22 protein-coding genes and 1 pseudogene are annotated in these 26,660 nt (G+C 59.9%); 13 read left to right on the forward strand and 10 right to left on the reverse strand.

What is annotated here, in order from left to right:
* Positions 1–138 precede the first annotated feature (138 nt).
* The 9 genes and pseudogenes from BMS17_RS30970 to gap all read right to left on the reverse strand — a co-directional run bounded on the left by BMS17_RS30970 (position 139) and on the right by gap (position 9,532).
* A complete protein-coding gene (locus BMS17_RS30970) occupies positions 139–894 on the reverse strand; it encodes a methyl-accepting chemotaxis protein (protein WP_371916731.1) in 756 nt (251 codons plus the stop codon).
* A gap of 150 nt (positions 895–1,044) precedes the next feature.
* A pseudogene (locus BMS17_RS30975) lies at positions 1,045–2,283 on the reverse strand (chemotaxis protein); the annotation flags it as partial.
* A gap of 178 nt (positions 2,284–2,461) precedes the next feature.
* Complete coding sequence (locus BMS17_RS18585) at positions 2,462–2,857, reverse strand: YbaN family protein (protein ID WP_077431384.1); 396 nt, start codon at positions 2,855–2,857, stop codon at positions 2,462–2,464.
* A gap of 137 nt (positions 2,858–2,994) precedes the next feature.
* On the reverse strand, positions 2,995–3,603 hold the full coding sequence (locus BMS17_RS18590) for a biliverdin-producing heme oxygenase (RefSeq protein WP_046032040.1): 609 nt from the start codon (positions 3,601–3,603) through the stop codon (positions 2,995–2,997).
* 114 nt (positions 3,604–3,717) lie between these two features.
* On the reverse strand, positions 3,718–6,282 hold the full coding sequence (locus tag BMS17_RS18595) for a TonB-dependent receptor (protein ID WP_077431385.1): 2,565 nt from the start codon (positions 6,280–6,282) through the stop codon (positions 3,718–3,720).
* Positions 6,283–6,404: 122 nt separating this feature from the next.
* Positions 6,405–7,370, reverse strand: coding sequence for a FecR domain-containing protein (locus tag BMS17_RS18600; RefSeq protein ID WP_077431386.1), 966 nt, complete (start codon positions 7,368–7,370; stop codon positions 6,405–6,407).
* Between the two features lie 83 nt (positions 7,371–7,453).
* A complete protein-coding gene (locus BMS17_RS18605; RefSeq protein WP_077431387.1) occupies positions 7,454–7,972 on the reverse strand; it encodes an RNA polymerase sigma factor in 519 nt (172 codons plus the stop codon).
* A gap of 76 nt (positions 7,973–8,048) precedes the next feature.
* Complete coding sequence (locus BMS17_RS18610; protein WP_077431388.1) at positions 8,049–8,513, reverse strand: methylglyoxal synthase; 465 nt, start codon at positions 8,511–8,513, stop codon at positions 8,049–8,051.
* Positions 8,514–8,530: 17 nt separating this feature from the next.
* Entirely contained in the window at positions 8,531–9,532 is a 1,002-nt protein-coding gene (gene gap / locus BMS17_RS18615; protein ID WP_077431389.1) for a type I glyceraldehyde-3-phosphate dehydrogenase, read from the reverse strand.
* Positions 9,533–9,752: 220 nt separating this feature from the next.
* On the opposite strand from gap, the gene edd reads away from it, so the two are divergent.
* The 11 genes from edd (at position 9,753) to BMS17_RS18670 (ending at position 23,295) form a co-directional block, all read left to right on the forward strand.
* Positions 9,753–11,579 carry a phosphogluconate dehydratase gene (gene edd, locus BMS17_RS18620; RefSeq protein ID WP_046032034.1) on the forward strand — a complete coding sequence of 609 codons (1,827 nt, stop codon included), beginning with the start codon at positions 9,753–9,755 and terminating at the stop codon, positions 11,577–11,579.
* On the forward strand, positions 11,576–12,526 hold the full coding sequence (locus BMS17_RS18625) for a glucokinase (protein ID WP_046032033.1): 951 nt from the start codon (positions 11,576–11,578) through the stop codon (positions 12,524–12,526). The genes edd and BMS17_RS18625 overlap by 4 nt, the downstream gene beginning before the upstream one ends.
* A 158-nt stretch (positions 12,527–12,684) precedes the next feature.
* Positions 12,685–13,416 carry a response regulator gene (locus BMS17_RS18630; RefSeq protein ID WP_046032032.1) on the forward strand — a complete coding sequence of 244 codons (732 nt, stop codon included), beginning with the start codon at positions 12,685–12,687 and terminating at the stop codon, positions 13,414–13,416.
* Positions 13,406–14,875: an ATP-binding protein gene (locus tag BMS17_RS18635; protein WP_046032031.1), complete on the forward strand. Its 1,470-nt coding sequence runs from the start codon at positions 13,406–13,408 to the stop codon at positions 14,873–14,875. The genes BMS17_RS18630 and BMS17_RS18635 overlap by 11 nt, the downstream gene beginning before the upstream one ends.
* A gap of 219 nt (positions 14,876–15,094) precedes the next feature.
* Positions 15,095–16,354 (forward strand): AGE family epimerase/isomerase, encoded by a 1,260-nt coding sequence (locus BMS17_RS18640; RefSeq protein WP_077431390.1) that lies wholly within the window; start codon positions 15,095–15,097, stop codon positions 16,352–16,354.
* 117 nt (positions 16,355–16,471) lie between these two features.
* Entirely contained in the window at positions 16,472–17,770 is a 1,299-nt protein-coding gene (locus BMS17_RS18645) for an ABC transporter substrate-binding protein (RefSeq protein WP_046032029.1), read from the forward strand.
* Between the two features lie 139 nt (positions 17,771–17,909).
* Positions 17,910–18,818, forward strand: a complete 909-nt coding sequence (locus BMS17_RS18650; RefSeq protein WP_007974433.1) for a carbohydrate ABC transporter permease — start codon at positions 17,910–17,912, stop codon at positions 18,816–18,818.
* The gene (locus tag BMS17_RS18655; RefSeq protein ID WP_046032028.1) at positions 18,811–19,656 is read left to right on the forward strand and encodes a carbohydrate ABC transporter permease; all 846 of its coding nucleotides are present in this window, start codon (positions 18,811–18,813) and stop codon (positions 19,654–19,656) included. Before BMS17_RS18650 ends, BMS17_RS18655 begins: the two co-directional genes overlap by 8 nt.
* Before the next feature lie 4 nt (positions 19,657–19,660).
* Positions 19,661–20,821, forward strand: coding sequence for an ABC transporter ATP-binding protein (locus BMS17_RS18660; protein WP_046032027.1), 1,161 nt, complete (start codon positions 19,661–19,663; stop codon positions 20,819–20,821).
* Between the two features lie 128 nt (positions 20,822–20,949).
* On the forward strand, positions 20,950–22,296 hold the full coding sequence (locus tag BMS17_RS18665) for a carbohydrate porin (RefSeq protein ID WP_077431391.1): 1,347 nt from the start codon (positions 20,950–20,952) through the stop codon (positions 22,294–22,296).
* 144 nt (positions 22,297–22,440) lie between these two features.
* Positions 22,441–23,295, forward strand: a complete 855-nt coding sequence (locus BMS17_RS18670) for a D-hexose-6-phosphate mutarotase (protein ID WP_046032025.1) — start codon at positions 22,441–22,443, stop codon at positions 23,293–23,295.
* 101 nt (positions 23,296–23,396) lie between these two features.
* Here the strand turns inward: BMS17_RS18670 and BMS17_RS18675 are convergent, their stop codons facing one another.
* The gene (locus BMS17_RS18675) at positions 23,397–24,257 is read right to left on the reverse strand and encodes a MurR/RpiR family transcriptional regulator (RefSeq protein WP_175649041.1); all 861 of its coding nucleotides are present in this window, start codon (positions 24,255–24,257) and stop codon (positions 23,397–23,399) included.
* Positions 24,258–24,483: 226 nt separating this feature from the next.
* Between BMS17_RS18675 and zwf the strand changes: the two genes are divergently transcribed.
* Together zwf and pgl are read left to right on the forward strand one after the other, a co-directional pair.
* Positions 24,484–25,953 carry a glucose-6-phosphate dehydrogenase gene (gene zwf, locus BMS17_RS18680; protein ID WP_046032024.1) on the forward strand — a complete coding sequence of 490 codons (1,470 nt, stop codon included), beginning with the start codon at positions 24,484–24,486 and terminating at the stop codon, positions 25,951–25,953.
* The gene (gene pgl / locus BMS17_RS18685) at positions 25,940–26,653 is read left to right on the forward strand and encodes a 6-phosphogluconolactonase (RefSeq protein WP_046032023.1); all 714 of its coding nucleotides are present in this window, start codon (positions 25,940–25,942) and stop codon (positions 26,651–26,653) included. The genes zwf and pgl overlap by 14 nt, the downstream gene beginning before the upstream one ends.
* Positions 26,654–26,660 lie beyond the last annotated feature (7 nt).

Genomic DNA, 26,660 nt, shown 5'->3' on the forward strand with positions numbered 1-26,660 from the left:
TCCCACGCTCTGCGTGGGAATGCCTCAATGGACGCTCTGCGTCCGCTTTTGGGACGCAGAGCGTCCCGGGCTGCATTCCCACGCAGAGCGTGGGAACGATCCTGTCGCGGGCAAGCCTTGCTCCTACAGGAACGTGAATTACACCCGGAACTGATCCATCAATTTCATCTGGTGCGTGGTCAGCGAGTTGAGATGGCTGCTGATCTGCGCCGATTCGGTGGCCTGGCCGGTCAGGGTTTCGGTGACGGTGCGGATCGCCGAGACGTTGCGGTTGACCTCTTCGGCCACTGCGCTTTGCTGTTCGGCAGCGCTGGCGATTTGCAGGTTCATGTCGCTGATCACCGTCACGGCATCACTGATTTTGCCCAGGGCCTGGACCGCTTGCTGGATCTGCCCAGCGTTGTTGTGGGCCTGGGTCTGGCTCGAATGCATGGTGGCGACCACGCCGCGCGTGCCGCTCTGGATGCGCTCGATCACCTGGCGAATTTCTTCCACCGAATCCTGCGTGCGTTTGGCCAGGTTGCGCACCTCGTCGGCCACCACCGCAAACCCGCGACCGCTTTCACCGGCACGGGCCGCTTCAATCGCGGCGTTGAGCGCCAGCAGGTTGGTTTGTTCGGCAATGCTGCGGATCACTTCCAGCACCGAACCGATCTGCTCACTGTTGACCGCCAACGCTTCGACTTCGGTCACCGCTTTGCTGACTTCGTCCGCCAGTTGATTGATGTCGCGGGTGCTGCGCTCGATGATCTGCATGCCATCTCGGGCCGATTGGTCGGCACCTTTGGCCGCACTGGCGGCGTTCGAGGCACTGTTGGCAACGTCGTGGGCGGTGGCGCTCATTTCGTTGGACGCGGTGGCGACCTGGTCGATTTCACGGAACTGCACTTGCATGCCTTCGCTGGTCTGACGGGCGATTTCCGAAGACTGGTCGGCCGTGCCGCGGGCGTCGGTGATGCTTTGCTTGATCTGCGCGATGGTCGGTTGCAGCTTGTCGAGGAAGCGATTGAACCAGCTGACCAGTTCACCCAATTCGTCTTTCTTGCTGTAGTTCAAACGCTGGGTCAGGTCGCCGTCGCCGCTGGCAATCGCCTTGAGCATGTCGGCCACGCTGTTGATCGGGCGGGTCACGCCCGACGCGGTGAGCCAGATCAGCAGCAAGCCGCCCAAACCAGCAATGACGGCACCCAGCACCGCTTTGATCGTGCCGCTTTGCTGGGCGTCATCGAGCACCGCTTGCAGTTTCACCGAGTCGGCCAGCAACACTTGTTTGGGCAAGTCGATCACCACGGCCCAGGTTTTCGCGTCAGTGATGGGGCTGACCGGGTAGACCGCGCGGATCAGGTCGCCTTGCTGAAGAATCTTCGGCGCTCCGCTGCCGAGCAATTGCAGGATGTCCCTGCCGTCCGCGCCGAGGGTGTCGCCGATGCTCTTGCCGACTTTACCGGCGTCGACACTGTAGGCCGCGAGCACGCCTGTGCCGGAGACGATCAGCATGTGCCCGGCGCTGTTGAACAGTTCACGCTGGGAGTCGACCGCCGCCGCTTGCAGGGCATCTAGCGCGATGTCGACACCGACCACGCCGATGGACTTGCCATCCACCAGCAGCGGCACGGAAATGGTGGTCATCAACACTTCTGTTTTGTTAGCGCCGACGGTATCGGCGTAGGGGTCGAGCAGGCAGGTACGCTTGCTGTCACGTGGGCAGGTGTACCAGACGTTGTAGGGTGTGCCGCTGAGGTTCAGGGTGGTTTTGGTCATGTCCTCTTCGACCATGATTGTGTTGAGCGCCTCGCCCCCTGCACGGCTCCAATACGTGGCGAATCGCCCGGCTTCGTTGGACTGGCGGACCGCATCATTGACGAACTCGCTGTCCTTGCCATCCAGCCCGTTGGGCTCGAACGCCAGCCAGATCCCCAGCACTTTGCTGTTGCGCTCGAACGCGGTTTTCAGGTTCTGGTTCAACTCTTCACGCAGGGCGCCGGCGTCAAGCGAGCGCTTGGCCGCCAGGGTGCGCATGTCCTTGATCTGATCGGCCAGGGCCGTCACCACCGTCAGCGTTTCACCGAAGGTCTTCTGCACTCGCACCGCTTGTTCGGCAGCTTTGGCTTGCAGCAGGCTCTGTACGCTGTCGGTGAGCATTTTGCTGCTGGAGGCGTTGACCAGATCATCGTTCTGATTGGTCTGGTAAATGTTCATGCCGACGATCAAGACGACCACGCCGAGCAGGCAAAGACCGGAGAGCAAAACGATTTTCAGACGGATAGAGAGGGAGTCGAACATAGGGCGAACTCACAAATGGATGAAGTGTTGGCAAGGAGTCGAAACCGACTCGGTACGCCAAATCCATTTAGCGCCATTCAATGCACATCGGCGCTTTGTGAAGGTTGCATGAACGCAAGTCGACGAACGGTAGTGGTTGACCGTTTGCGCAGGAAAATGCCCTGAAAAGAGCTGAATTTCAGGAAATTCTCGGTACTGATTCCGGTCGCGACCAGATCCACAGATTGCCCAGGCTCATGCCGGCAATCGCCAGGTAAATCGGCCAGCCGTGATCGAGCATCACCAGCATCAGCGTGGCGCACAGCAACATGCTGACGGTGGCACTGACCTTGGCTCGACGGGTGATGATCTTGCCGTTGCGCCAGTTGCGCAGGATCGAACCGAACAGCCGATGGTTTTCCAGCCAGGCACTCAAGCGCGGCGAACTGCGGGTCGCGGCCCAGGCGGCGAGCAGGATGAATTCGGTGGTGGGCAGGCCGGGCACGACGATGGCGATCAGGCCGATACCGAGGCTGATGTAGGCCAGCAGGCCGAAGAGCAGGCGGGAGAGTTTTGAAGAGGAGGGCTGAGGCATTGGTCTCAAGGGCACGGGGGTGAGGCGGACCTGTGGGAGCGGGCTTGCCCGCGATGACGGTCTACCCTTCAACAAAGATGCTGAATGTCACATTGCAATCGCGGGCAAGCCCGCTCCCACAGGATAGTTGTTTGGCTTCAGGCCGGTTCGGCTGCGGTGGCGTAAGCCTGTTCCAGCAACACGGTAAACCGGTTGAACGCGTCGATGGCGCCTTTGTCCAGATCGGCTTCTTCCTGTGCGCTGAGCGTCAGGCCATCCAGCGTCTTCACGAAACTTTTCCAGCCTTCAGCGCGACCACCGGTTGGTTCGCCAAGATGGCGGGCGCCGAAGGTTTCACTCAAGCCCAGGCCAACGGCTCGCTTGATCAGGAACGCCGCGCCGAGCTTCGACCCTTCGGAAACGAACAGCCAGCCCAGCGCTTCGGCCTGGGTCGGGTTCTTCACGGCACCGGCAATGGCGGCCGGCACTTCGGTTTCCAGATCAGCGAGGTCAGCCTTGGCCGCTTCGGCACGGCAACGGGCCGGCAGGTCGGGAACAATCGCGGTCAGTGCGGCATCGTTGTACAGCGACACCAGTTCCGACTGGAACAGGTACTGAGCGACCACGAAACGGGCGAAGTTGGCCTGGGTTTCAAACGGCGCGTGGGCTTTGACCAAGGCATCGAGTTTGGTATGCGGTTCGTGGGTGATCTGGTTCAAACGTTGCGAACGCAGAGCAGGGCGTTGAGCGGTGTCCTGAGAGGTCATGAGAAATCCTTGAGAAATGGAGGCGCTTGGTAACGAGACGAATCAGCAGGCGCGCGACAGTAAAAAATCTTCACTGTGCAGCTTTTACTGGGCTGCACAGTGAGCCGGGCGGGATCAGATATCCCAGACCAGATTGACCGCGAAGTTGCGACCCGGCTGGGTCAGGCGGTCGAGGTTGGCCGGCTGAGTCACCGAGGCTTCGCCGACGCTGTCGTAGCCGCGTACGTCATCCCATTGCCAGTACTTTTTGTTGGTCAGGTTGTAGAGGCCGGCGTTGACGGTCACGTCGTCGGTCACCTTGTAGAAACCGGCCAGGTCGAGCACGCCATAACCCGGTGTCTTGAACTGGGTGCTGGTGCCGTCCGGAGTCTTGAAGCTGGTGCTGTCGACGCGGGTCTTGCGCTTGACCAGTGTCCAGTTCAGCAGGGCGCCGTAGTTGTCCTGGTCGTAACCCAGGCCGAACACGCCGGTCAGCGGGTTGATACTGTTCAGCGGCTGACCGGTGTCATCGTTGCGACCGTACTGGTAGGCCGCCGAGCCTTGGGTATAGAGGCCGTTCGGAGCGCCGAAGTTGTCCAGGTTCAGGCGACCCTTGAGCTCCACACCTTTGATGGTCGCGTGGGCGATGTTGTTGCTCTGGAACGTGGTCTCGGTATAGCCGGGCGTAATGGCGTTCTCGTCAATGAAGTCGCGGTATTTGTTGTAGAACACCGCCACATCGAACGTGCCGGCCTCGAACTGACCGCGCAGGCCGGTTTCATAGCTCTTGCTCTTTTCCGGTTCCAGGTCCGGGTTAGGGGCGACCTGATAGCCGCCCGCGAGGTTTTCGAAGCGACCATACAAAGCCTTGGCCGTCGGCGTGCGGAAGCCTTCGGCGTATTGGCCATACCAGGTGTAGTTGTCGTTGAAGCGGTAGGTGGTGCCGAGTTTTGGCGACAGTTGATGCCAGGTCTTGGTGTCTTCGCTCACGACGCCGTTGCCGCTCTGGTCGGCGGTGGCCAGGAACTCGTCGGTGACGTGCGGCTTGAGTTGGGTGTAGTCGTAACGAGCACCGGGCAGGAAGGTCCAGTTGCCCCAGCTGATCTGATCCTGGGCAAACAGGCTGTAAGTGTTGATCGTCGGATCGGGGAAATCGCTCGCCGGTTTCAGGGTGTCGGCGGGGCTCGCGGCACCGATGACCCGGCAGGAACCGGCCACAGTCAGACAGGTGCCGGTGCCGGTACGCAGGCCGGTGACTTTGTCCTGTTTGATGGTCGTGCCGTAGGTGACGAGGTGAGCGGTGTCGGCAATGGCGAATGACTTGTCAGCCTGGACATCGAACACCCACTGGCGATCTTTGTAGTTGGTGTCGCGGTTGCGCAGCACGGTGCGCGAAGGTGCGTAGATTTCCTGGGTGCTCTGGTCGGCCTTGGCGATCTGATAGTTCAGGGTCCACTTGATGTTGTCTGCCAGGGCGCTGTCCAGACCAAAGTTATGATCCAGGCCAAAACGTTCGCGAGTGATCGTGTCGTTCCCGGTACGGGATTTATAGAAGCCGAAACCACGCCCGGCGTTGAACGGGCCGCCCACCGCGCTCAACTGGTTGGTGTCGCTGTCGGCCTTGTAGTTTTCGAAAGTCAAACCAAAGCGCGCGTCGTCGGCGTAATCCCAGCCCAGCTTGGCCAGTACGCTGGTGGTGCGCACGTCCTCAGGGTTGGCCTCGGTGCGGTTCAGGCCGGTGCCACCGGTTTCGCCGTAAGACTCTGTTTCATGACCGTTGCGCTGGCTCAGGTGCAGCAGGCCGTCGAACTCGCCGGTACGGCCGGCCACGGTGCCGGAGGTCAGCCAGCTTTCATCGGCCGAGCTGTAACCGGTTTTCAGGCGCGCGCCGACGTCCTTGCCAGGTTTGATGATGTCATCCGGGTCCAGCGTGTAGTAGCTGACAGCGCCGCCGATGGCGTTGCTGCCATACAACACCGACGCGGGGCCCCGGAGGATTTCCACGCGTTTGACGATTTCCGGGTCGACGTAGTTGCGGTTGGTCTGGGCATACGGGCCGTTGAAGAAACTGTCCGGCACTTGCACCCCATCGACCTGGGTCAATACGCGATCGCCGTCGATGCCACGGATGTTGTAGCCCGTTAGACCGGCGCGCTGGCCTGTGCCGCCAACCGAAACGCCCGGTTCATAGCGCACCAGTTCCTTGATGGTATTGACGTTGTTGCGGTCCAGGTCTTCACGGGTATAAACGCTGACTGTGCTCGGTACGCTGTTCACGTCCTGTTCATTACGGGTGGCGCTGATCGTGACCTGGTCCAGGTTGATCGCGCCGTTGTTGCTGCGTTTCTCCAGCACAATGTTGCTGGTGCCCAGTTTGCGATAGCTCAGGTTGGTCCCCACCAACAGGCGATCGAGGGCTTTTTCCGGTGGCAACGAACCGCGTACGCCCTGGGAAGCCACGCCTTCAGCCAGCTCTGCCGGCAAGCCGACTTGCCAACCTGTCACGGCGGTAAAGGCATTGAGTGCCGACACCAGCGACTGAGCAGGGATGGCGAACGAATAATCACCCATGTTGCGGGTCGACGGTTCGGCCGCCGTGGCGGCCATGAGCGGCGCGGTACCGGCCATGAGGATGGCGGCGGTCAGCAGCGACAGCACGCAGGAAGGTGAAGAGGACTGGCGGGTAAGGCGAGAGGACATCGATAGCGCTCCGTGTCGCACGAATCTTTATAGGTGCTGATTGGCATGTAGAGATGCGAATCAATTGCATTGGCTATAACGAGACGAACGAACGCGTGCTATCGAGTAAAAATAATTCTCATTTAGTTCAGGATGACTAAAGCGGGGAATTCCTGAAGCCGTGCGGAGGTGATGTGTGCCAGCGAGCGGACCACATCCAGCGGTTGGTCGAGACGGTAATTGCCGGTCACCGCGACGTCGGCCAATTGCTCGTTGTTGTTGATGATCCAGCCCGGATAGTAGCGACGCAGCTCTGCCAGTACCTGGCTCAGCGGGCAGTTCTCGAACACCAGTCGGCCCTGGACCCAGGCCAGTTCGGTGGCGGCATCGAGCTTGGCGGGCCGGTCGAAACCGTTGGGGCCGATACGAATGCTTTCACCGGCGCTGAGGCGCACACGCGTATCGTCGTGCGTCGCCCGCAAGTCGACATCCCCGCGCTGCACCCGAACCTGCGTCACGCCGTCCAGATAACGCACGGCAAACGCGGTATCGCGCACGCTGGCCGTAACGGGCCCGGCGTCGATTTCCAATGGCTGGCCACGACTGGCTTGCACTTCGAAAAACGCTTCGCCCTGATACAACCTGGCCACGCGCTGTTGATCGTTGATGGTGCTGGAAAACGCCGAGTCGGTATTGAGCAGCACTTTGGAGCCGTCCTCCAATTGCAGGCGCTGGCGTTCACCGATCACGGTCAAGTGGTCGGCCTGAAGGCGCATCGGCAGGTTGCTGAAACTGAACAGGCCGAGGATCAACACGGCGGCCGTCGCCAAGGGTTTCCAGTGCGGACGCAGGCGCGACAGGACGGTTACTTTCGGCGGCCGGGCGGCCAGTTGTTGTGCGCATTGCACCACTTGCGGGCCATCCCAGATCGCCTGCGCCTTGGCGAACGCCTCGGCATGCAGCAGATCAGCAGCCAGCCAGTCATGAAACGCCTGGGTCTGGTCTTCGCTCGGGCTGCCCAGCACGATCAGCCAGTCCAGGGCCTGGTCCATCGCGTTGGCGGGGTCCCTGGCCGGCGAGGGCGAAGGGGAGCGGTGGGTGTCCGTCACGGTGTTTCCTCGGCAGTGTCTGTGCACGGCTGTTTTTTTAGTGAGGCTTGGAAGTGGGGCAAGGGTAGCAAAGCCTGACGAACTCAGTCGCCGTTTGAGCGCTCGGCGACTCCGATGCAGATCGTCATGATCAGCTTCAGTTCCTTCTGCACAGTACTCAACGAGACGCCGAGCTTCTCGGCGATCTCCAGATAACTGTGTCCGTTCAGGCGGCTGAGGATAAAAATCTGCTGCTGACGATGGCTCAGTTCACCGAGGCTCACGTTCAAACGCTCCAGCAATTGTTCGGCATGGACGGCATCTTCGGCGCTGCTGGTAGGGGCGGCGATGCTTTCCACCACGTCCAGCGGCACGTCGTCGAGCAGGGTGCGGGACTGAATGCGACGCGCGCGCAAATGGTCCAGCGCCAGGTTGCGGGCGGTCTGGAACACGAAGGGTTCGAGGTGATCGATGGGCCGTTCACCCAGCGCGCGAGTCACTCGCAGGTAGGTCTCCTGCAGGAGGTCTTCGGCAGTGCTGTGATTGTTGACCATCCGCTCCAACGTGCGCAGCAGCGAAACGCGCTGGGCGATGAAGACATGATTGAAGCGCGATTGACTCACGGGGGAACCTGATCCATTTCGAGCGAATGATAATGCTTATCATCCGCTCGGATGGTCAAGTACTGATTGTGAGGGGTTACGCTCGGCCGGATAAATACGTCGCGTAATCGGGGATGCGATGTTCGTGTGCCTGATCCATCAACGGGCTGCTGAGCAGGTAGTCGGCGCTGCATTCATTGCACGCCACCGGAATGTTCCAGACCGCCGCCACGCGCAGCAAAGCCTTGATGTCCGGGTCGTGGGGTTGCGGCTCGAACGGGTCCCAGAAAAACACCAGCAGGTCGACGCGCTGCTCGGCGATGCGTGCGCCGAGCTGTTGGTCACCGCCCAAAGGTCCGCTGATCATGCTTTCCACCGGCAGGTCGAGGCGTTGTTGTAATAACAACCCGGTGGTGCCGGTGGCGACCAGTTCATGTTGCGCGAGTTTGTCTTTGTGCCGTTCGGCCCAGTCCAGCAAAAACACTTTGCAGTGGTCATGGGCGACCAAGGCGATACGCTTGCGCGCCGCCAGGGTCTTTTGCGTAAAACTGATACCGATCATCGGTGACTGCTCCGGGCTTATTCAGCGTTGCACAATGCCAGGCAGTTATCGAGCATGCGGTTGGAAAAGCCCCATTCGTTGTCGTACCAGGCCAACACCTTGAGCAGCTTGCCGCTGGACTTGGTGTGGTTGGCGTCGAAGATCGACGACAGCGGGTTGTGGTTGAAGTCGCTGGAAACCAGCGGCAGGGTGTTGTACCCGAGAATCTTCGAATGCTGGCTGGCTTCTTTCATCAGCGCATTCACTTCATCGGCCGACGCTTCACGCTTGAGCTGAACGGTCAGGTCCACCAGCGACACATTGATCACGGGCACGCGAACGGCCATGCCGGTCAGCTTGCCCGCCAGTTCCGGCAGGACGAGGCCGACGGCTTCAGCGGCACCGGTCTTGCTCGGGATCATGTTCTGGGTGGCGGAACGGGCGCGGTACGGGTCGGTGTGATAGACATCGGTCAGGTTTTGATCGTTGGTGTAGGCGTGGATCGTGGTCATCAGACCGCTCTCGATCCCGAGTTCACGGTGCAGCACCTGAGCGACCGGGGCCAGGCAGTTGGTGGTGCACGACGCGTTGGAAATGATTTGGTGGTGTTGGCGCAAAATGTCGTGGTTAACCCCATACACCACGGTGGCGTCGGCGCCTTTGGCCGGGGCCGAGATGATGACTTTGCGCGCGCCGGCCGTAATATGCGCGGCGGCTTTGGCGCGGTCGGTGAACAGACCGGTGCATTCGAACACGACATCAATCTTTTCTGCAGCCCAGGGCAGTTCGGCGGGGTTGCGAATGGCGCTGACGGCGATGCGGTCGCCGTTGACGGTCAGGCTCTCCTGGTCGTGCTGGACATCGGCGTCGAACGTGCCGTGAACAGTGTCGTACTTGAGCAGATGAGCGTTGATCGCGCTGTCACCCAAATCATTGATGGCAACGATCTGCAGGTCCTGACGATAGCCTTGGGTATACAGTGCGCGTAAGACGTTGCGGCCAATTCGGCCAAAACCATTGATTGCGATTCGAAGAGTCATTTAACAGGGCCGCCGTCGTTTTGTTGTTGGAATTACAAGATTATTCGCATAAAAATAGAAAACAAGCCTTTTTAATGGCAATATTTTGTTCAATCTACAACGAGTGACCTGAACAAACTGGTCCGACCGATCAAGAAAACCGTCTGTCATCCCAATCACAACGGTCCTTGTTCAGCATAGACAATCAGGTCGCCACATCCGTTAGCCTGGAGTTCTACACATGCATCCCCGCGTCCTTGAGGTCACCGAACGGCTTATCGCCCGTAGCCGCGCCACACGTGAGGCCTACCTTGCTTTGATTCGCGGTGCGGCCAGCGACGGTCCGATGCGCGGCAAGCTGCAATGCGCCAACTTCGCCCACGGCGTGGCGGGTTGCGGTACGGAAGACAAGAACAGTCTGCGGATGATGAACTCCGCCAACATCGCGATAGTTTCGTCATATAACGACATGCTCTCGGCACACCAGCCGTATGAAGTCTTCCCGGAACAGATCAAAAGAGCGCTGCGCGAGATCGGTTCGGTCGGCCAGTTTGCCGGCGGCACCCCGGCCATGTGCGACGGCGTGACCCAGGGCGAGCCGGGCATGGAACTGAGCTTGCCGAGCCGCGAAGTGATCGCGATGTCCACCGCCGTGGCGTTATCCCACAACATGTTCGACGGCGCGCTGATGCTCGGCATCTGCGACAAGATCGTGCCGGGCCTGATGATGGGGGCTTTGCGTTTCGGTCATCTGCCGACGATTTTTGTGCCGGGCGGGCCGATGGTCTCGGGCATTTCCAACAAGCAGAAAGCCGATGTGCGCCAGCGCTACGCCGAAGGCAAGGCCAGCCGCGAAGAGCTGTTGGAATCGGAAATGAATTCCTACCACAGCCCTGGCACCTGCACGTTCTACGGCACCGCCAACACCAACCAATTGCTGATGGAAGTCATGGGCCTGCACTTGCCGGGCGCCTCCTTCGTCAACCCGAACACGCCACTGCGCGATGCCTTGACTCGCGAAGCGGCGCACCAGGTAACGCGTCTGACCAAGCAGAACGGCGACTTCATGCCGATCGGCGAAATCGTCGACGAGCGTTCGCTGGTCAACTCCATCGTGGCGCTGCATGCCACGGGCGGCTCGACCAACCACACCTTGCACATGCCGGCCATCGCCATGGCGGCGGGTATCCAGTTGACCTGGCAGGACATGGCCGACCTCTCCGAAGTCGTGCCGACCCTGAGCCACGTCTACCCGAACGGCAAAGCCGACATCAACCACTTCCAGGCGGCGGGCGGCATGTCGTTCCTGATCCGCGAACTGCTGGACGCCGGGCTGCTCCACGAAAACGTCAACACCGTGCTGGGTCACGGCCTGCGTCGTTACACCATGGAACCGTTCCTCGATAACGGCGAACTGGTCTGGCGCGAAGGCGTGACCGACAGCCTCGACGAAAGCATCCTGCGCCCGGTCGCTCGCGCCTTTTCGCCTGAGGGCGGTTTGCGGGTGATGGAAGGCAACCTGGGGCGCGGCGTGATGAAAGTCTCGGCCGTAGCCTTGGAAAACCAGATCGTCGAAGCACCGGCGATGGTGTTCCAGGATCAGCAGGACCTGGCCGATGCGTTCAAGGCCGGTTTGCTGGAGAAGGATTTTGTCGCGGTGATGCGCTTCCAGGGCCCGCGCTCCAATGGCATGCCGGAACTGCACAAGATGACGCCGTTCCTTGGCGTGCTGCAGGATCGTGGCTTCAAAGTGGCGCTGGTGACGGACGGGCGTATGTCCGGTGCCTCGGGCAAAATCCCGGCGGCGATTCATGTCAGCCCCGAAGCGTATGTCGGTGGCGCTTTGGCGCGGGTGCAAGAGGGCGATATCATCCGCGTCGATGGCGTCAAAGGCACCCTGGAGCTTAAGGTGGACGCCGCTGAATTCGCAGCGCGCGAACCTGCCAAGGGCCTGTTGGGCAATAACATTGGCAGCGGTCGTGAACTGTTTGGTTTCATGCGCATGGCCTTCAGCTCGGCGGAGCAGGGCGCCAGCGCCTTTACTTCTGCCCTGGAGACGCTTAATTGAAACTGGCTTTGGTCGGTGACATCGGTGGGACCAACGCACGTTTCGCGTTGTGGAAAAACCAGCAACTGGAATCGGTCCAGGTGCTGGCGACGGCAGACTTCGCCCATCCGGAAGACGCGATCAATCTTTACCTGAGTGGTTTGGGGCTGGCGCCGGGTTCGATCGGCTCGGTGTGCCTGTCGGTGGCCGGTCCCGTGAGTGGCGATGAATTCAAGTTCACCAACAATCACTGGCGACTGAGCCGCAAGGGTTTCTGCGAGACCTTGCAGGTCGAGCAGCTGTTGCTGGTCAATGACTTCTCGGCCATGGCGCTGGGCATGACCCGTTTGCAGCCCGGCGAATTCCGCGTGGTCTGCGAAGGCATGCCGGAACCGTTGCGCCCGGCCGTGGTGATTGGTCCGGGCACTGGTCTTGGCGTGGGTACGTTGCTGGATCTCGGTGAAGGGCGTTTTGCCGCGTTGCCGGGTGAGGGCGGTCACGTCGACTTGCCGTTGAGCAGTCCGCGGGAAACTCAGCTGTGGCAACACATCTTCAATGAGATCGGGCATGTCAGTGCTGAAACCGCGTTGAGCGGCGGCGGTTTGCCACGGGTTTACCGGGCGATTTGTGCGGTGGACGGTCACACGCCGGTACTTGAAACCCCGGAAGCGATTACTGCGGCCGGGTTGGCCGGTGACCCGATTGCATTGGAAGTGCTGGAGCAGTTCTGTTGCTGGCTTGGCCGCGTGGCCGGCAACAACGTGCTGACCACCGGCGCGCGCGGTGGCGTGTACATCGTTGGCGGGGTGATCCCGCGGTTCGCCGATTTCTTCCTTGAAAGCGGATTTGCCCGGTGCTTCGCCGACAAGGGCTGCATGAGTGACTACTTCAAAGGCATCCCGGTGTGGCTGGTGACGGCACCGTATTCCGGCCTGATGGGCGCGGGTGTGGCGCTGGAACAGGCTTGAGACCGAGTACCATTCATCGCGAGCAAGCTCGGCTCCTACACAGGGTTGTGATGACCTGTAGGCGCTGAGCTTGCTCGCGATGGGGTCCTCACAGACACCAACGTTCTTTGCACGATCAGGCATAATCCGCCCAATTCAAACAACAAGGACGCCGCCCCGTGAGCTCAGTCAACAAGTCGATTTTGTTGGTCGATGACGATCAAGAGATACGCGAGTTGCTGGACACCTACCTGACCCGCGCCGGTTTCCAGGTCCGCACCACGCCCGATGGCGCCGGTTTTCGCCAGGCGCTGAACGAGGCGCCGAGCGATCTGGTGATCCTCGATGTGATGCTCCCGGACGAAGATGGCTTCAGCCTCTGCCGCTGGGTTCGCCAGCACCCGCGTCAGGCGCAAGTGCCGATCATCATGCTCACCGCCAGCTCCGACGAAGCCGACCGGGTCATTGGCCTGGAGCTGGGTGCTGACGATTACCTTGGCAAACCGTTCAGCCCCCGTGAATTGCAGGCGCGCATCAAGGCGTTGTTGCGCCGCGCGCAGTTCGGTCAGGAACGCAACGGCGGCGAAGTGCTGGCCTTCGATGACTGGCGCCTGGACATGGTCAGCCATCGACTGTTCCACACCGACGGTGAAGAAGTGATTCTGTCCGGCGCCGATTTCGCGTTGCTGAAACTGTTCCTCGACCACCCCCAGGAAATCCTCGATCGAGACACCATCGGCAACGCCACCCGGGGTCGCGATTTGATGCCGCTGGACCGCATCGTCGACATGGCGGTCAGCCGTTTGCGTCAACGCCTGCGTGACACTGAAAAACCGCCACGATTGATTCGCACCGTGCGCGGCAGCGGCTATCAACTGGCCGCCAATGTGATTGCCAGCAATGGCCACTGAGTCTTTGCGCAAGCTTGCGGCCAAGGTGCCGATGCCGCGTTCGCTGCTGGGGCGGATGTTGCTGCTGACGTTGCTGGCGGTGTTGTTTGCGCAGACGTTGTCGAGCGTTATCTGGGTGTCGCAATTGCGCGCGACGCAGCTTGAAGGCCTGGTCACCAGTGCCCGCAGCCTGGCGCATTCGATGACGGCCAGCGTCAGTTATTTCCGCTCGCTGCCGGTCGCTTTCAGGCCGTTGGTGCTGGACCAGTTGCGCAGTATGGGCGGCACCCGATTCGTGGTGACCCTCAACGACAAACCCTTGGGCATGGACGTGCTGCCGATCACCCCGCGCAAGGAAGCGGTGCTCAAAGCGGTGGACGAAGTGCTGCGCCAGTCACTGGGTCAGGACACCGACATTTCGGTGACCTTCGTCAGCCCCGAAGACCTGCGAATTTTCAACGGTGGCCTGAAGCTCGACGAATTGCCTCGCTCGTGGGCGCACTACGCCTTGACGCTGGAGCCGGTGAACCCGCCTGTGCTGGTTACGCAAATCCAGATGGCGCCGGGTGAATGGCTGTACATCGCCTCGCTGCTGCCCGAGCCCTACACCAGTCTTGAAGAGCAGGGGCTGCCGGCGCAGCAGGTCTGGTTCATTGTGCTCACCAGCGGTTTTCTGCTGCTGTTCATCGGTTTGCTGGTGCACTGGCAGAGCCGTCCGCTCAAGCGTCTGGCCCGTGCCGCCCGGGACATGTCGCTGGGGGCCGACGTGCAATCGGTGGCTGAGGGCGGCGGCAGTGAAGTGGTCGAAGTGAGCCGTGCATTCAATGCCATGCGCGAACGCATCAGCCGGTACCTGACCGAGCGCAGCCAGTTGTTCAGTGCGATTTCCCATGACCTGCGTACGCCCATCACTCGCTTGCGCCTGCGCGTGGAATTGCTGGAAGACGAAAAGCTGCAAGCCAAGTTCGGACGGGATCTGGATGAGCTGGAGTTGCTGGTCAAAGGCGCGCTGCAATGCGTGAAAGACACCGACATTCACGAAAACATCGAACCGGTGGACCTCAACCATGTGCTTGATTGCCTGGTGGAGCCGTATCTGGCACCCAATGGCAATGGTCGCGTGACTCAGCAGGGGCGGGCGCTGGCAGCGTACCCCGGCAAGCCGTTGGCACTTAAACGTTGTATTGGCAACCTGATCGACAACGCCTTGAAGTACGGGCAGAACGCGCATTTGCACATCGATGATGACGACAGTGCGTTTGTCCTGCACGTCGATGACGAAGGGCCGGGTGTGCCCGAGCAACGGTTGGAACAGGTCTTCGAACCGCACTTCCGCCTGGCCGGGCAGCAGCAGGGGTATGGGCTGGGGCTGGGAATTGCGCGCAACATTGCGCATAGCCATGGTGGGGAAGTGAGCCTGCAAAACCTGCGTGAGGGTGGGTTGCGGGTGACGTTGCAGTTGCCGCGCAGCGTTGACTAGTCAGGCCGCGTAATCGTTCATCGCGAGCAAGCTTTGCTCCCACAGGTATTGCGCCCATCCTGTAGGGGCCGAGCTTGCTCGCGATGGCGTCAGACCATTCAACACACTCCTCAAGGCGAATGTCACAGACTGGTGACATAACTCGCCCCCTTCGTTACCTGCCTGTCATCGCCCGTTGTTTAGACTGCCCTCCAGTCATAACAACAAAAAAGGTATGCCATGGACACCTTCCAACCGGCGTTCAGCAGTTGGCTGAACGCGCCTGCCCATCAGCAATGGCTAGCAGCTGAAGGCCTGCGCCTGCTGGCGTTTGCCAAGGCTTCAACGCTTGCCGACGGCTTCGGCAATCTGGATGAAAAAGGCCGCCTGCCGGCCAACGCCTACGCCGAAACCATGAACACCGCCCGCATGACCCACAGCTTCGCCATGGCGCACATCCAGGGGCTTGCGGGGTTTGCGGAGTTGGTGGATCACGGCGTCCGCGCCCTCAGCGGGCCGCTGCGCGATGCCGAACACGGGGGCTGGTTTGCGGTCGCGCATCATCGCGACGGCAACACTGGTAAGGCCGCCTACCTGCACGCCTTTGTTGCGTTGGCCGCCAGTTCCGCCGTCGTCGCCCAGCGTCCCGGCGCACAAGCCTTGCTCGACGATGCAATCAATATCATCGACACGCATTTCTGGAGCGAGGAGGAGGGCGCGATGCGCGAATCCTTCAATCGCGACTGGCGTGAAGAGGAGGCCTATCGCGGTGCCAACAGCAACATGCACGCCACCGAAGCCTTCCTCGCACTGGCCGATGTCACCCAGGACAACCGCTGGCTGTGCCGTGCACAACGCATCGTCGAGCGCGTCATTCACGGTCATGCCGCGGCCAATGATTATCTGGTGATCGAGCATTTCGACCGTCAGTGGCAGCCGCTACGCGAGTACAACCACGACAACCCGGCCGACGGTTTTCGCCCCTACGGCACCACACCGGGCCACGGTTTTGAATGGGCGCGACTGGTGCTGCACCTTGAAGCGGCGCGGGTTCAGGCGGGAATGCTCACGCCAGGCTGGCTCGCCACCGACGCGCAAAAACTCTTCGACCACAACTGCCGTCACGGCTGGGATGTCGATGGGCTGCCCGGGATTGTCTACACCCTCGACTGGGACAATCGGGCGGTGGTTCGCCACCGTCTGCACTGGACCCATTGCGAAGCCAGTGCCGCCGCCAGTGCGTTGTTTAAACGCACCGGCGATGCGCGATACGAAACCTGGTACCGACTATTCTGGGAATTCTGTGACAGTCATTTTATCGATCGTTGCGACGGCAGTTGGCACCATGAGCTGGATCCGCAAAACCGCCCAAGTGCTGATATCTGGGCCGGTAAACCCGACCTGTATCACGCCTGGCAAGCCGTATTGATTCCGCGTCTGCCTCTGGCGCCGAGCATGGCCACGGCTCTGGGCCAGTTGTCTCAGAGTGCGCCTGTGTAACCATGCAGTGACATTCCAGCGTCCCTTCGTTACCTGCGAGGGGATAACTCCTGTTTAAAATCCTATGCAGCGCAAGCACCAGACTTGCATGCATAACAACAAGAAAGGTACTTCTAGATGAATGCGATTTCTCGCCTCGCTACTGTCATTTCTCTCGCCTCCCTGTCTGCGCTCCCTCTCAGTGTGCTTGCCGCCGAATCCAAAGGTTCCGTGGAAGTTGTTCACTGGTGGACGTCGGGTGGTGAAAAAGCAGCGGTCGATGTGCTCAAGGCTCAAGTCGAAAAAGACGGCTTCACCTGGAAAGACGGCGCTGTCGCCGGCGGTGGTGGTTCTACGGCCATGACCGTGCTCAAAAGCCGCGCCGTAGCGGGTAACCCGCCGGGCGTCGCACAGATCAAAGGCCCGGACATCCAGGAGTGGGGCAGCACTGGCCTGCTCAGCACCGACGCGTTGAAAGACGTTTCCAAGTCGGAAAACTGGGATGGCCTGCTGTCCAGGAAAGTCTCCGATACCGTGAAGTACGAAGGTGACTACGTCGCCGTTCCGGTGAACATTCACCGTGTGAACTGGCTGTGGATCAACCCGGAAGTGTTCAAGAAAGCCGGGATCGAAAAAGCTCCGACCACCCTCGAAGAATTCTATGCCGCTGGCGACAAGCTCAAAGCCGCAGGCTTCATCGCCCTGGCCCACGGCGGTCAGCCTTGGCAGGACAGCACCGTGTTTGAAGACGTGGTGCTCTCGGTCATGGGCGCCGACGGTTACAAGAAAGCCCTGGTCGACCTGGACCAGAAAACCCTCTCCGGCCCGGAGATGACCAAGTCGTTCACCGAACTGAAAAAAATCACCGGCTACATGGACCCGAACCGCGCCGGTCGTGACTGGAACATCGCCGCCGCCGACGTCATCGGCGGCAAGGCCGGTATGCAGATGATGGGCGACTGGGCGAAAAGCGAATGGACAGCGGCGAAGAAAGTCGCGGGCAAGGACTACCAGTGCGTACCGTTCCCGGGCACCGAAAAAGCCTTCACCTACAACATCGACTCCCTGGCGGTGTTCAAGCTCAAAGCGGATCGCAAGGGTGACATCGCTGCCCAGCAAGACCTGGCCAAGGTCGCATTGGGCACTGATTTCCAGAAAGTCTTCAGCATGAACAAAGGGTCGATCCCGGTGCGTAACGACATGCTGAATGAAATGGACAAGCTCGGCTTCGACGAGTGCGCCCAGAAGTCAGCGAAGGACTTCGTTGCGGACGACAAGACGGGCGGCCTGCAACCGAGCATGGCGCACAACATGGCCACCTCCCTGGCCGTACAGGGCGCGATCTTCGATGTGGTCACCAACTTCATGAACGACAAGGATGCTGACCCGGCCAAGGCCAGCGCCCAACTGGCATCGGCTGTCAAAGCGGCCCAGTAATCCCCTGTAGGAGCTGAGCTAGCTCGCGATAGCGGTGTAACAGTCGACATCTCTTTTGAATGTCAGTCCGTCATCGCGAGCAAGCTCGGCTCCCACAAGGGCTGTGTCGATCTCACTTCTCTCCACCTGGATTATCCCGATGAGCTCTGTGGCGGTTTTCAGCAAAGCCTCACCGTTCGATGCGCTGCAACGCTGGTTACCCAAGTTGGTACTGGCGCCGAGCATGCTGATCGTGTTGGTTGGTTTCTACGGTTACATCATCTGGACGTTCATTCTGTCCTTTACCAATTCCAGCTTCATGCCGAGCTACAAGTGGGTCGGCCTGCAGCAATACATGCGCCTGATGGACAACGATCGCTGGTGGGTCGCGAGCAAAAACCTCGCGGTGTTCGGCGGCATGTTCATCGGTATCAGCCTGGTGCTCGGCGTGTTCCTCGCCGTGTTGCTGGACCAGCGCATTCGCAAGGAAGGTTTCATTCGCACCGTTTACCTGTACCCGATGGCGCTCTCGATGATCGTCACCGGTACCGCATGGAAATGGCTGCTCAACCCAGGCCTGGGTCTGGACAAGATGCTGCGTGACTGGGGCTGGGAAGGCTTTCGCCTTGACTGGCTGGTGGATCAGGATCGCGTGGTCTACTGCCTGGTGATCGCCGCTGTGTGGCAAGCCTCCGGGTTTGTCATGGCGATGTTCCTCGCCGGTCTGCGCGGTGTCGATCAGTCGATCATCCGTGCTGCCCAGGTCGACGGTGCAAGCCTGCCGACCATCTACCTGAAGATCGTTTTGCCGAGCCTGCGCCCGGTGTTCTTCAGTGCCTTCATGATCCTTGCGCACATCGCAATCAAGAGCTTCGACCTGGTCGCGGCGATGACGGCGGGCGGCCCCGGCTACTCGTCCGACCTGCCGGCGATGTTCATGTATTCCTTCACCTTCAGCCGTGGCCAGATGGGCATCGGTTCGGCCAGCGCCATGCTCATGCTCGGTGCCGTGCTGACCATCCTCGTGCCGTACCTGTACTCCGAGCTGCGAGGCAAACGCCATGACTGATCAATTCGGAAAACGCAGCCTCAGCTTCAGCCGGGTCGCCATATACGCCACGCTGCTGCTCGCAGCGGCGGTGTACCTGATCCCGCTGGTGGTGATGCTGCTGACCAGCTTCAAATCTCCGGAAGACATCCGCACCGGCAACTTGCTGAGCTGGCCGACCGTAATTGACGGTATCGGCTGGATCAAGGCCTGGGACGTGGTCGGCGGCTATTTCTGGAACTCGGTGAAGATCACCGTGCCGGCGGTGCTGATTTCCACCTTCATCGGTGCCATGAACGGTTACGTACTGTCGATGTGGCGTTTCCGTGGCTCGCAACTGTTCTTCGGCCTGCTGTTGTTCGGCTGCTTCCTGCCGTTCCAGACCGTGCTGTTGCCTGCCTCGTTCACCCTCGGCAAGTTCGGCCTGGCTAACACCACCACCGGCCTGGTGCTGGTGCACGTGGTCTACGGCCTGGCGTTCACCACGCTGTTCTTCCGCAACTACTACGTGAGCATTCCGGATGCACTGGTCAAGGCTGCACGCCTGGACGGTGCGGGCTTCTTCACGATCTTCCTGAAGATCCTGCTGCCGATGTCGATCCCGATCGTGATGGTCTGCCTGATCTGGCAGTTCACTCAAATCTGGAACGACTTCCTGTTCGGCGTGGTGTTCGCCAGTGGCGATGCCCAGCCAATTACCGTGGCCCTGAACAACCTGGTCAACACCAGCACCGGGGCCAAGGAATACAACGTTGATATGGCCGCCGCGATGATCGCCGGGCTGCCGACACTGCTGGTCTACATATTCGCTGGCAAGTATTTCCTGCGTGGGCTGACGTCCGGCGCGGTCAAGGGGTAGAAACATGGCAACTCTCGAATTACGCAACGTCAACAAGACCTACGGTGCCGGTTTGCCGGACACCCTGAAAAACATCGAACTGAAGATCGATGACGGTGAGTTCCTGATCCTGGTAGGCCCATCGGGCTGCGGTAAATCCACGCTGATGAACTGCATCGCCGGCCTGGAAACCATCAGCGGCGGCGCAATCCTGGTGGACGATGCCGACATCAGCGGCATGAGCCCCAAGGATCGCGACATCGCCATGGTGTTCCAGTCCTACGCGCTGTACCCGACCATGAGCGTGCGCGACAACATCGCGTTCGGCCTGAAGATCCGCAAAATGCCGACTGCCGAAATTGACGAAGAAGTCGCTCGCGTCGCCAAATTGCTGCAGATCGAACACCTGCTTACCCGCAAGCCGGGTCAGCTCTCCGGTGGTCAACAACAGCGTGTCGCCATGGGCCGGGCCCTGGCGCGTCGGCCGAAGATTTACTTGTTCGACGAACCGCTGTCCAACCTCGACGCCAAGCTGCGGGTCGAGATGCGCACCGAAATGAAACTGATGCACCAGCGCCTGAAAACCACCACGGTCTACGTGACCCACGACCAGATCGAAGCGATGACCCTGGGCGACAAAGTGGCGGTGATGAAGGACGGGATCATCCAGCAGTTCGGCACGCCGAAAGACATCTACAACAACCCGGCCAACCTGTTCGTGGCGAGCTTCATCGGCTCGCCACCGATGAACTTCATCCCCCTGCGTTTGCAGCGCAAGGACGGTCGTCTGGTTGCATTGCTCGACAGCGGCCAGGCCCGTTGCGAGTTGCCACTGGGCATGCAGGATGCCGGCCTCGAAGACCGCGAAGTGATCCTGGGCATGCGCCCTGAACAGATCGTGTTGGCCAATGGCGAACCGAACGGATTGCCGACCATTCGCGCTGAAGTCCAGGTCACCGAGCCAACCGGCCCCGACACCCTGGTGTTCGTCAATCTCAATGACACCAAAGTCTGCTGCCGTCTGGCACCAGACGTCGCACCGGCGCCGGGCGAGACACTGACCCTGCAATTCGACCCATCGAAAGTGTTGTTGTTCGACGCCAAGACGGGGGAGCGTTTGGGGGTGGCGGGCTTGCCGAAAAGCGAAATGCACGCTGACAACGTGGCCCAATTCAAAGGCCGCTGAAGATAAAAAGTGTGGGAGCAGGCTTGCTCCCACAGGGGGATACGCGGCGGATGGCCTGTCGTCCGCTGCAACCGATGTCACCGCGTTAGAAAAAGAAAAGTTAATAACAATAAAACGAGGAAGTAGGGATGAAGAAGAACAACAACGCTCAGCTTATCTGCCAGTTGTCAGCTGTTGCAGTGATGATGATGGCCGGTAGCGCACACGCGGCTGATGCGTTCAGCGCCGACTCCGAATGGATGACCGGTGATTGGGGTGGCGAGCGGACCAAGCTGATCGAGCAGGGCATCGACATCAAAATGGATTACGTCGGTGAAGTCGGCGGCAACCTCCATGGCGGTTTCAACGACGACAAAACGGCTCGTTACGCAGACCAGTTTGGCCTTGGGGCAGCACTGGACCTGCAAAAACTGTTTGGCTGGGATAACACTCAGGCCAAGATCCAGCTCACCAACCGTAACGGTGAGAACATCTCCAATGACCGTATCGGCGACCCGCGTGCCGGCACCTTGAGTTCCTCCCAGGAAGTCTATGGCCGTGGTCACATGGTCCGTCTGACCCAGTTGTGGATCAAGCACCAGTTCTTCGACAATAAACTGGACATCAAGGCCGGTTACTTCGGCGAAGGCGAAGACTTCAACACCTTCCCATGCGAGTTCCAGAACCTGGCGTTCTGTGGTTCCCAGGTGGGTAACTGGGCCACCAACATCTGGTACAACTGGCCGGTCATGCAGGCTGCGGTCCGCGTGAAGTACAACATCTCGCCTGAGTTCTATGCGCAGATCGGCGCGTACAACCAGAACACGTCGCAACTGGAGCACGGTAACGGCTTCAAGCTCAGCGGCAGTGGTACCAACGGCACCGTCCTGCCAGTCGAACTGGTCTGGTTGCCTAACCCTGGCAACCTGCCGGGCGAATACCGTGTCGGTTACTACAAAAGCACGGCCAAGGCCGATGACGTTCTCAAGGACGACAACGGCAATGATGCGGCCACCAGCGGTAACGCCTATCGCAGCCACAGCAGCAAGCACGGTTACTGGTTCGTTGCACAGCAACAACTCACCAGCCACAACGGTGACAAGTCCCGCGGTCTGAACATTGCAGCCAACGCCACGTTCCACGACAAGGACACCAACATTGTCGACAACTACCAGTCGTTGATGTTTGTGTACAAGGGCCCGTTCGATGCGCGTCCTAAAGATGACATGGGCATCGGTTTCGCCCGTATCCATGTCAACGATGACGTGAAGAAAAACGCCGAGGCGGTCAACGCTGCCAACAATGTGACTGAGTATGAGGATCCACTGTTCTCGCCACTGCGGACCACTGAATACAACTACGAACTCAACTACGGCTTCCACGTTACCAACTGGCTGACCGTGCGTCCTAACCTGCAATACGTCACTCACCCAGGCGGTGTGGATGAAGTCGATAACGCGCTGGTGGCCGGTCTGAAAATTCAGTCGGTGTTCTAACGCTGTTGCGATAAGCTCCTCTCTATGTGCGCATATTTGCGGACAGCCAAGGCTGTCCGCTTTTTTTTGGGAGGCCTTAGAGGGCCTGTGGCGCACTGGGCACAACAGTTAGAGTACCCCCATTGATTTTCAGGACCGTGGCACATGCATGAGCATCCGCTACAACGCTTCTTCAAATCCTTGCGCGAACGTCCGGTGTTTGCGTGGGAGCGCTATCAGAAGCGCGACGTGTTGGTGATCGACCATCCGCTGTGTCAGGCGGTGTTCAGTCGCCAGGGCGCGCAGTTGCTGCACTTCCAGCCAACGGGTCAAAAACCCTGGCTGTGGTGCGCGGCGAAGTGGCCGCAGGTCGGCGCGATTCGGGGTGGCGTGCCGGTGTGCTGGCCGTGGTATGGCCGTCATCCGAGCGAGAATGCGTGGCCATCTCATGGCTGGGCGCGGTTGATCGACTGGAAGCTGCTCGACAGCCGCCATGACGACGATGGCGTGCGATTGCACTGGCAGCTTCAATTGTGTGACTGGCAAGTGGACCTGCACGCCCACCTTGGCGAACGCATGGAATTGCGCCTGAGCACCGAGCATCAGGACGACATGCCGTGCCAGTTGAGCCAGGCTTTGCATGCTTACTGGCGTATTGGCGATGTCAGCGAGATAGCGCTGTCTGGGCTCGATGGCGCGCAGGGTTACGACCATTTGAATCGCCAGAGTTGTCAGCAGGATGGTGAGTTGAGGGTCGATGGCGGGTGCCAGCGAGTGTTCCAGCAAGACGGCGAATTGCAACTCAAGGACCACGCCTGGCAGCGTGAGTTGTGCATTGATACGGGTGACGAGGCGGACACGGTGGTCTGGCATCCGGGCTCGCGGCCGTTGCTGGGGGTGAGCTGGAATGAAATATCAGAGTTTGTGTGTGTGGAAGCGGCCAGTGGCGGCACCCACAGCCTGAGCCTGGCGCCGGGACAGAAGGCGCATTTGAGTTTGCAGGCGCGGGTAGGGGCTTAGCGCAGATCAAAAGATCGCAGCCTCGTTTCACTCGACAGCTCCTACAGGTGCGGCGATCTCTTGTAGGAGCTGTCGAGTGAAACGAGGCTGCGAATCGTCAATTAATTGAACTCGTCGCCCACCGGATACCGGCTCGCATTCAAGCTCTCTTTGATCTTGCGCAAATGCGGCTGGAAGTCCACACCGCGACGCAGGGTCATGCCGGTAGCCAGCACGTCCAGCACGGTCAGTTGAATGATCCGCGAGGTCATCGGCATGTAGATGTCAGTGTCTTCGGGTAGCGGGATATTCAGGCTCAGGGTGCTGGCCTTGGCCAGTGGTGAACCTTCGGCTGTCAGACCCAGCACCGATGCACCGTTCTCCCGGGCGATGCGCGCCACTTCCACGAGTTCGCGGGTGCGGCCGGTGTAGGAGATGATCACGAACAATTCGCCGGTGTGTGCCACCGACGCAATCATCCGTTGCATCAGCACATCGGCATGGGCGGTGACGGCCAGATTGAACCGGAAGAATTTGTGCTGTGCGTCCAGTGCCACCGGGGCCGAGGCACCGAGGCCGAAGAAGTGGATCTGCCGGGCCTGGATCAACAGGTCGACGGCGCGGCTGATCAGGTTCGGGTCCAACGCTTGCAAGGCACTGTCCAGGGAGGCTATGGCGCTGCCGAAAATCTTCTTTGTATAGGCTTCAGGATTGTCATCGGCCTCGACCGCACGGCTGACATACGCCGCGCCACTGGCCAGGCTTTGAGCCAACTGCAGTTTGAGTTCCGGGTAGCCGCTGACGCCGAACGAACGGCAGAAACGGTTGACCGTCGGCTCGCTGACCTTCGAGGCCTGGGCGAGGGCGGCGATGCTGAACCGGGTGGCCTGCTGTGGGTTGAGCAGGATCACTTCGGCGACTTTACGTTCAGCCTTGTTCAGGTCTTCAAGGCGATTCTGGATCTGTTCCAGTAAATTCCGCACGCGGTCCATATATGTTCCTTGGGTCAGCAGCGCAAATTAGAGTTCGGCTATGCCAAAAGGGCCTTTGATGCGGCCCCAAACGGTGGCCTATCCTACTGATGGCTCCGACCGACCACCACTCGGAATCTATATTTTGCGAAAATGTTGTGGTTATTACTACATTTTCTCTTGAGCGATGCCTTGAAAAAAGGTATTTGTAGCTTAACTTGATAAAAGAACAAACATCATGCCTTCGATTACGGTTGAACCGTGCACCTTTGCCTTGTTCGGCGCCCTCGGCGATCTGGCCTTGCGCAAGCTGTTTCCTGCCCTCTATCAACTCGACGGCGCAGGCCTCTTGCACGAGGATACGCGCATTATCGCGCTGGCCCGCGAGCCCGGCACCGAGCAGCAACACCTGGCATTCATCGCCGCCGAGTTGCGTCGTTATGTCGGGGCCAAAGAGCTGGATGCGGCCGTGGTCGAACGCTTCCTGGCCCGACTGAGCTACCTGCACGTCGACTTTCTCCAGGCTGACGATTACATCGCCCTGGCTGAAATGGCCGGCAGTGCCCAGCGCGTGATTGCCTACTTTGCGACGCCTGCCGCCGTTTACGGCGCGATCTGCGAGAACCTGGCCAAGGTCGGCCTGGCGCAAAACACCCGCGTAGTCCTGGAAAAGCCCATCGGCTCGGACCTGGAATCCTCGCGCAAGGTCAACGACGCCGTGGCACAGTTCTTCCCGGAAAACCGCACCTACCGCATTGACCATTACCTGGGCAAAGAGACGGTTCAAAACCTCATCGCGCTGCGTTTCGCCAACAGTCTGTTCGAAACCCAGTGGAACCAGAACTACATCTCCCACGTGGAAATCACCGTGGCCGAGAAGGTCGGGATCGAAGGCCGTTGGGGTTACTTCGACAAGGCCGGTCAACTGCGGGACATGATCCAGAATCACCTGCTGCAGCTGCTTTGCCTGATCGCCATGGACCCGCCGGCCGACCTGTCCGCCGACAGCATCCGCGATGAGAAAGTCAAAGTCCTCAAGGCGCTGGCGCCGATCAGCCCGGAAGGCCTGACCACTCAAGTAGTGCGCGGTCAGTACATCGCCGGTTACAGCGAAGGCAAATCGGTCCCGGGTTACCTGGAGGAAGAAAACTCCAACACCCAGAGCGACACCGAAACCTTCGTCGCCTTGCGTGCCGATATTCGCAACTGGCGCTGGGCCGGCGTGCCGTTTTACCTGCGCACCGGCAAGCGCATGCCGCAGAAGCTGTCGCAGATTGTCATCCACTTCAAAGAACCGTCGCATTACATCTTCGCCCCTGAGCAGCGCCTGCAAATCAGCAACAAGCTGATTATCCGCCTGCAACCGGACGAAGGTATTTCCTTGCGCGTGATGACCAAAGAGCAAGGCCTGGATAAGGGCATGCAGCTGCGTAGCGGTCCGTTGCAGCTGAATTTTTCCGACACTTATCGCAGCGCGCGGATTCCCGATGCCTACGAGCGGTTGTTGCTGGAAGTGATGCGCGGCAATCAGAACCTGTTTGTCCGTAAAGATGAAATCGAAGCCGCGTGGAAATGGTGTGACCAGTTGATCGCCGGGTGGAAAAAATCCGGTGATGCGCCCAAGCCGTACGCGGCCGGGTCCTGGGGACCGATGAGCTCCATTGCTCTGATCACGCGGGATGGGAGGTCGTGGTATGGCGATATCTAATTTGAAACTGCCTCAGGGCGTCAGCGCCCATGCGTTCAAAAGCCCGGTGCTGTTGGCCGAAACGCTGGCACTGACGGTTGCCAAGCAATTGAGCGAAGCGATCGACACCCAGGGCACCGCCACGCTGGTGGTGTCCGGTGGTCGCAGCCCGGTGGCGTTTTTCCAGCACCTGGCCAAACAGGCGCTGGACTGGTCGAACGTGGTGGTCAGCCTGGCCGACGAACGTTGGGTGCCGGTTGAGCATGCCGACAGCAATGCCGGTCTGCTCAAGCGCTATCTGTTGCAAGGGCCGGCGGCCAAGGCTCAGTTCCTGAGTCTGTACAGCGCCAGCGCCAACCTTGAACAGGCGGCCGAGCAGGCCGATCGTTTGCTCTCCGAACTGCCGGTGATCGATGTATTGGTGCTGGGCATGGGTGACGACGGTCACACCGCGTCGCTGTTTCCGAACAGCCCGAACTTGGCCGATGCCTTGAAGGCCGACGGCATCCGTCGTTGCTACCCGATGTTGGCACCTACCGTGCCGCATCAACGCCTGACCATGAGCCGTGCGCTGCTGGCATCGGCCAAGCATAAAGTTCTGTCCATTTCCGGTCAGTCAAAACTGACCACCCTGAGTGCCGCATTGGCCAGTGACGATGTCGCCGCCATGCCGATTCGCGCGTTTTTGCAACCCACGTTAGAGATTTACTGGTGCCCATGAGCCAAGG

Origin of the sequence: Pseudomonas sp. C9 (assembly GCF_002000165.1) — a bacterium.
Lineage (GTDB): Bacteria > Pseudomonadota > Gammaproteobacteria > Pseudomonadales > Pseudomonadaceae > Aquipseudomonas.

Bases quoted from the DNA above. Each gene is read 5' to 3' on its own strand.
- BMS17_RS30970 (WP_371916731.1), bottom strand. From the start codon at position 894: ATGCAAGTGCAGTTCCGTGAAATCGACCAGGTCGCCACCGCGTCCAAC.
- BMS17_RS18585 (WP_077431384.1), bottom strand. From the start codon at position 2,857: ATGCCTCAGCCCTCCTCTTCAAAACTCTCCCGCCTGCTCTTCGGCCTG.
- BMS17_RS18590 (WP_046032040.1), bottom strand. From the start codon at position 3,603: ATGACCTCTCAGGACACCGCTCAACGCCCTGCTCTGCGTTCGCAACGT.
- BMS17_RS18595 (WP_077431385.1), bottom strand. From the start codon at position 6,282: ATGTCCTCTCGCCTTACCCGCCAGTCCTCTTCACCTTCCTGCGTGCTG.
- BMS17_RS18610 (WP_077431388.1), bottom strand. From the start codon at position 8,513: ATGATCGGTATCAGTTTTACGCAAAAGACCCTGGCGGCGCGCAAGCGT.
- gap (WP_077431389.1), bottom strand. From the start codon at position 9,532: ATGACTCTTCGAATCGCAATCAATGGTTTTGGCCGAATTGGCCGCAAC.
- edd (WP_046032034.1), top strand. From the start codon at position 9,753: ATGCATCCCCGCGTCCTTGAGGTCACCGAACGGCTTATCGCCCGTAGC.
- BMS17_RS18635 (WP_046032031.1), top strand. From the start codon at position 13,406: ATGGCCACTGAGTCTTTGCGCAAGCTTGCGGCCAAGGTGCCGATGCCG.
- BMS17_RS18640 (WP_077431390.1), top strand. From the start codon at position 15,095: ATGGACACCTTCCAACCGGCGTTCAGCAGTTGGCTGAACGCGCCTGCC.
- BMS17_RS18645 (WP_046032029.1), top strand. From the start codon at position 16,472: ATGAATGCGATTTCTCGCCTCGCTACTGTCATTTCTCTCGCCTCCCTG.
- BMS17_RS18650 (WP_007974433.1), top strand. From the start codon at position 17,910: ATGAGCTCTGTGGCGGTTTTCAGCAAAGCCTCACCGTTCGATGCGCTG.
- BMS17_RS18655 (WP_046032028.1), top strand. From the start codon at position 18,811: ATGACTGATCAATTCGGAAAACGCAGCCTCAGCTTCAGCCGGGTCGCC.
- BMS17_RS18660 (WP_046032027.1), top strand. From the start codon at position 19,661: ATGGCAACTCTCGAATTACGCAACGTCAACAAGACCTACGGTGCCGGT.
- BMS17_RS18665 (WP_077431391.1), top strand. From the start codon at position 20,950: ATGAAGAAGAACAACAACGCTCAGCTTATCTGCCAGTTGTCAGCTGTT.
- BMS17_RS18670 (WP_046032025.1), top strand. From the start codon at position 22,441: ATGCATGAGCATCCGCTACAACGCTTCTTCAAATCCTTGCGCGAACGT.
- zwf (WP_046032024.1), top strand. From the start codon at position 24,484: ATGCCTTCGATTACGGTTGAACCGTGCACCTTTGCCTTGTTCGGCGCC.
- pgl (WP_046032023.1), top strand. From the start codon at position 25,940: ATGGCGATATCTAATTTGAAACTGCCTCAGGGCGTCAGCGCCCATGCG.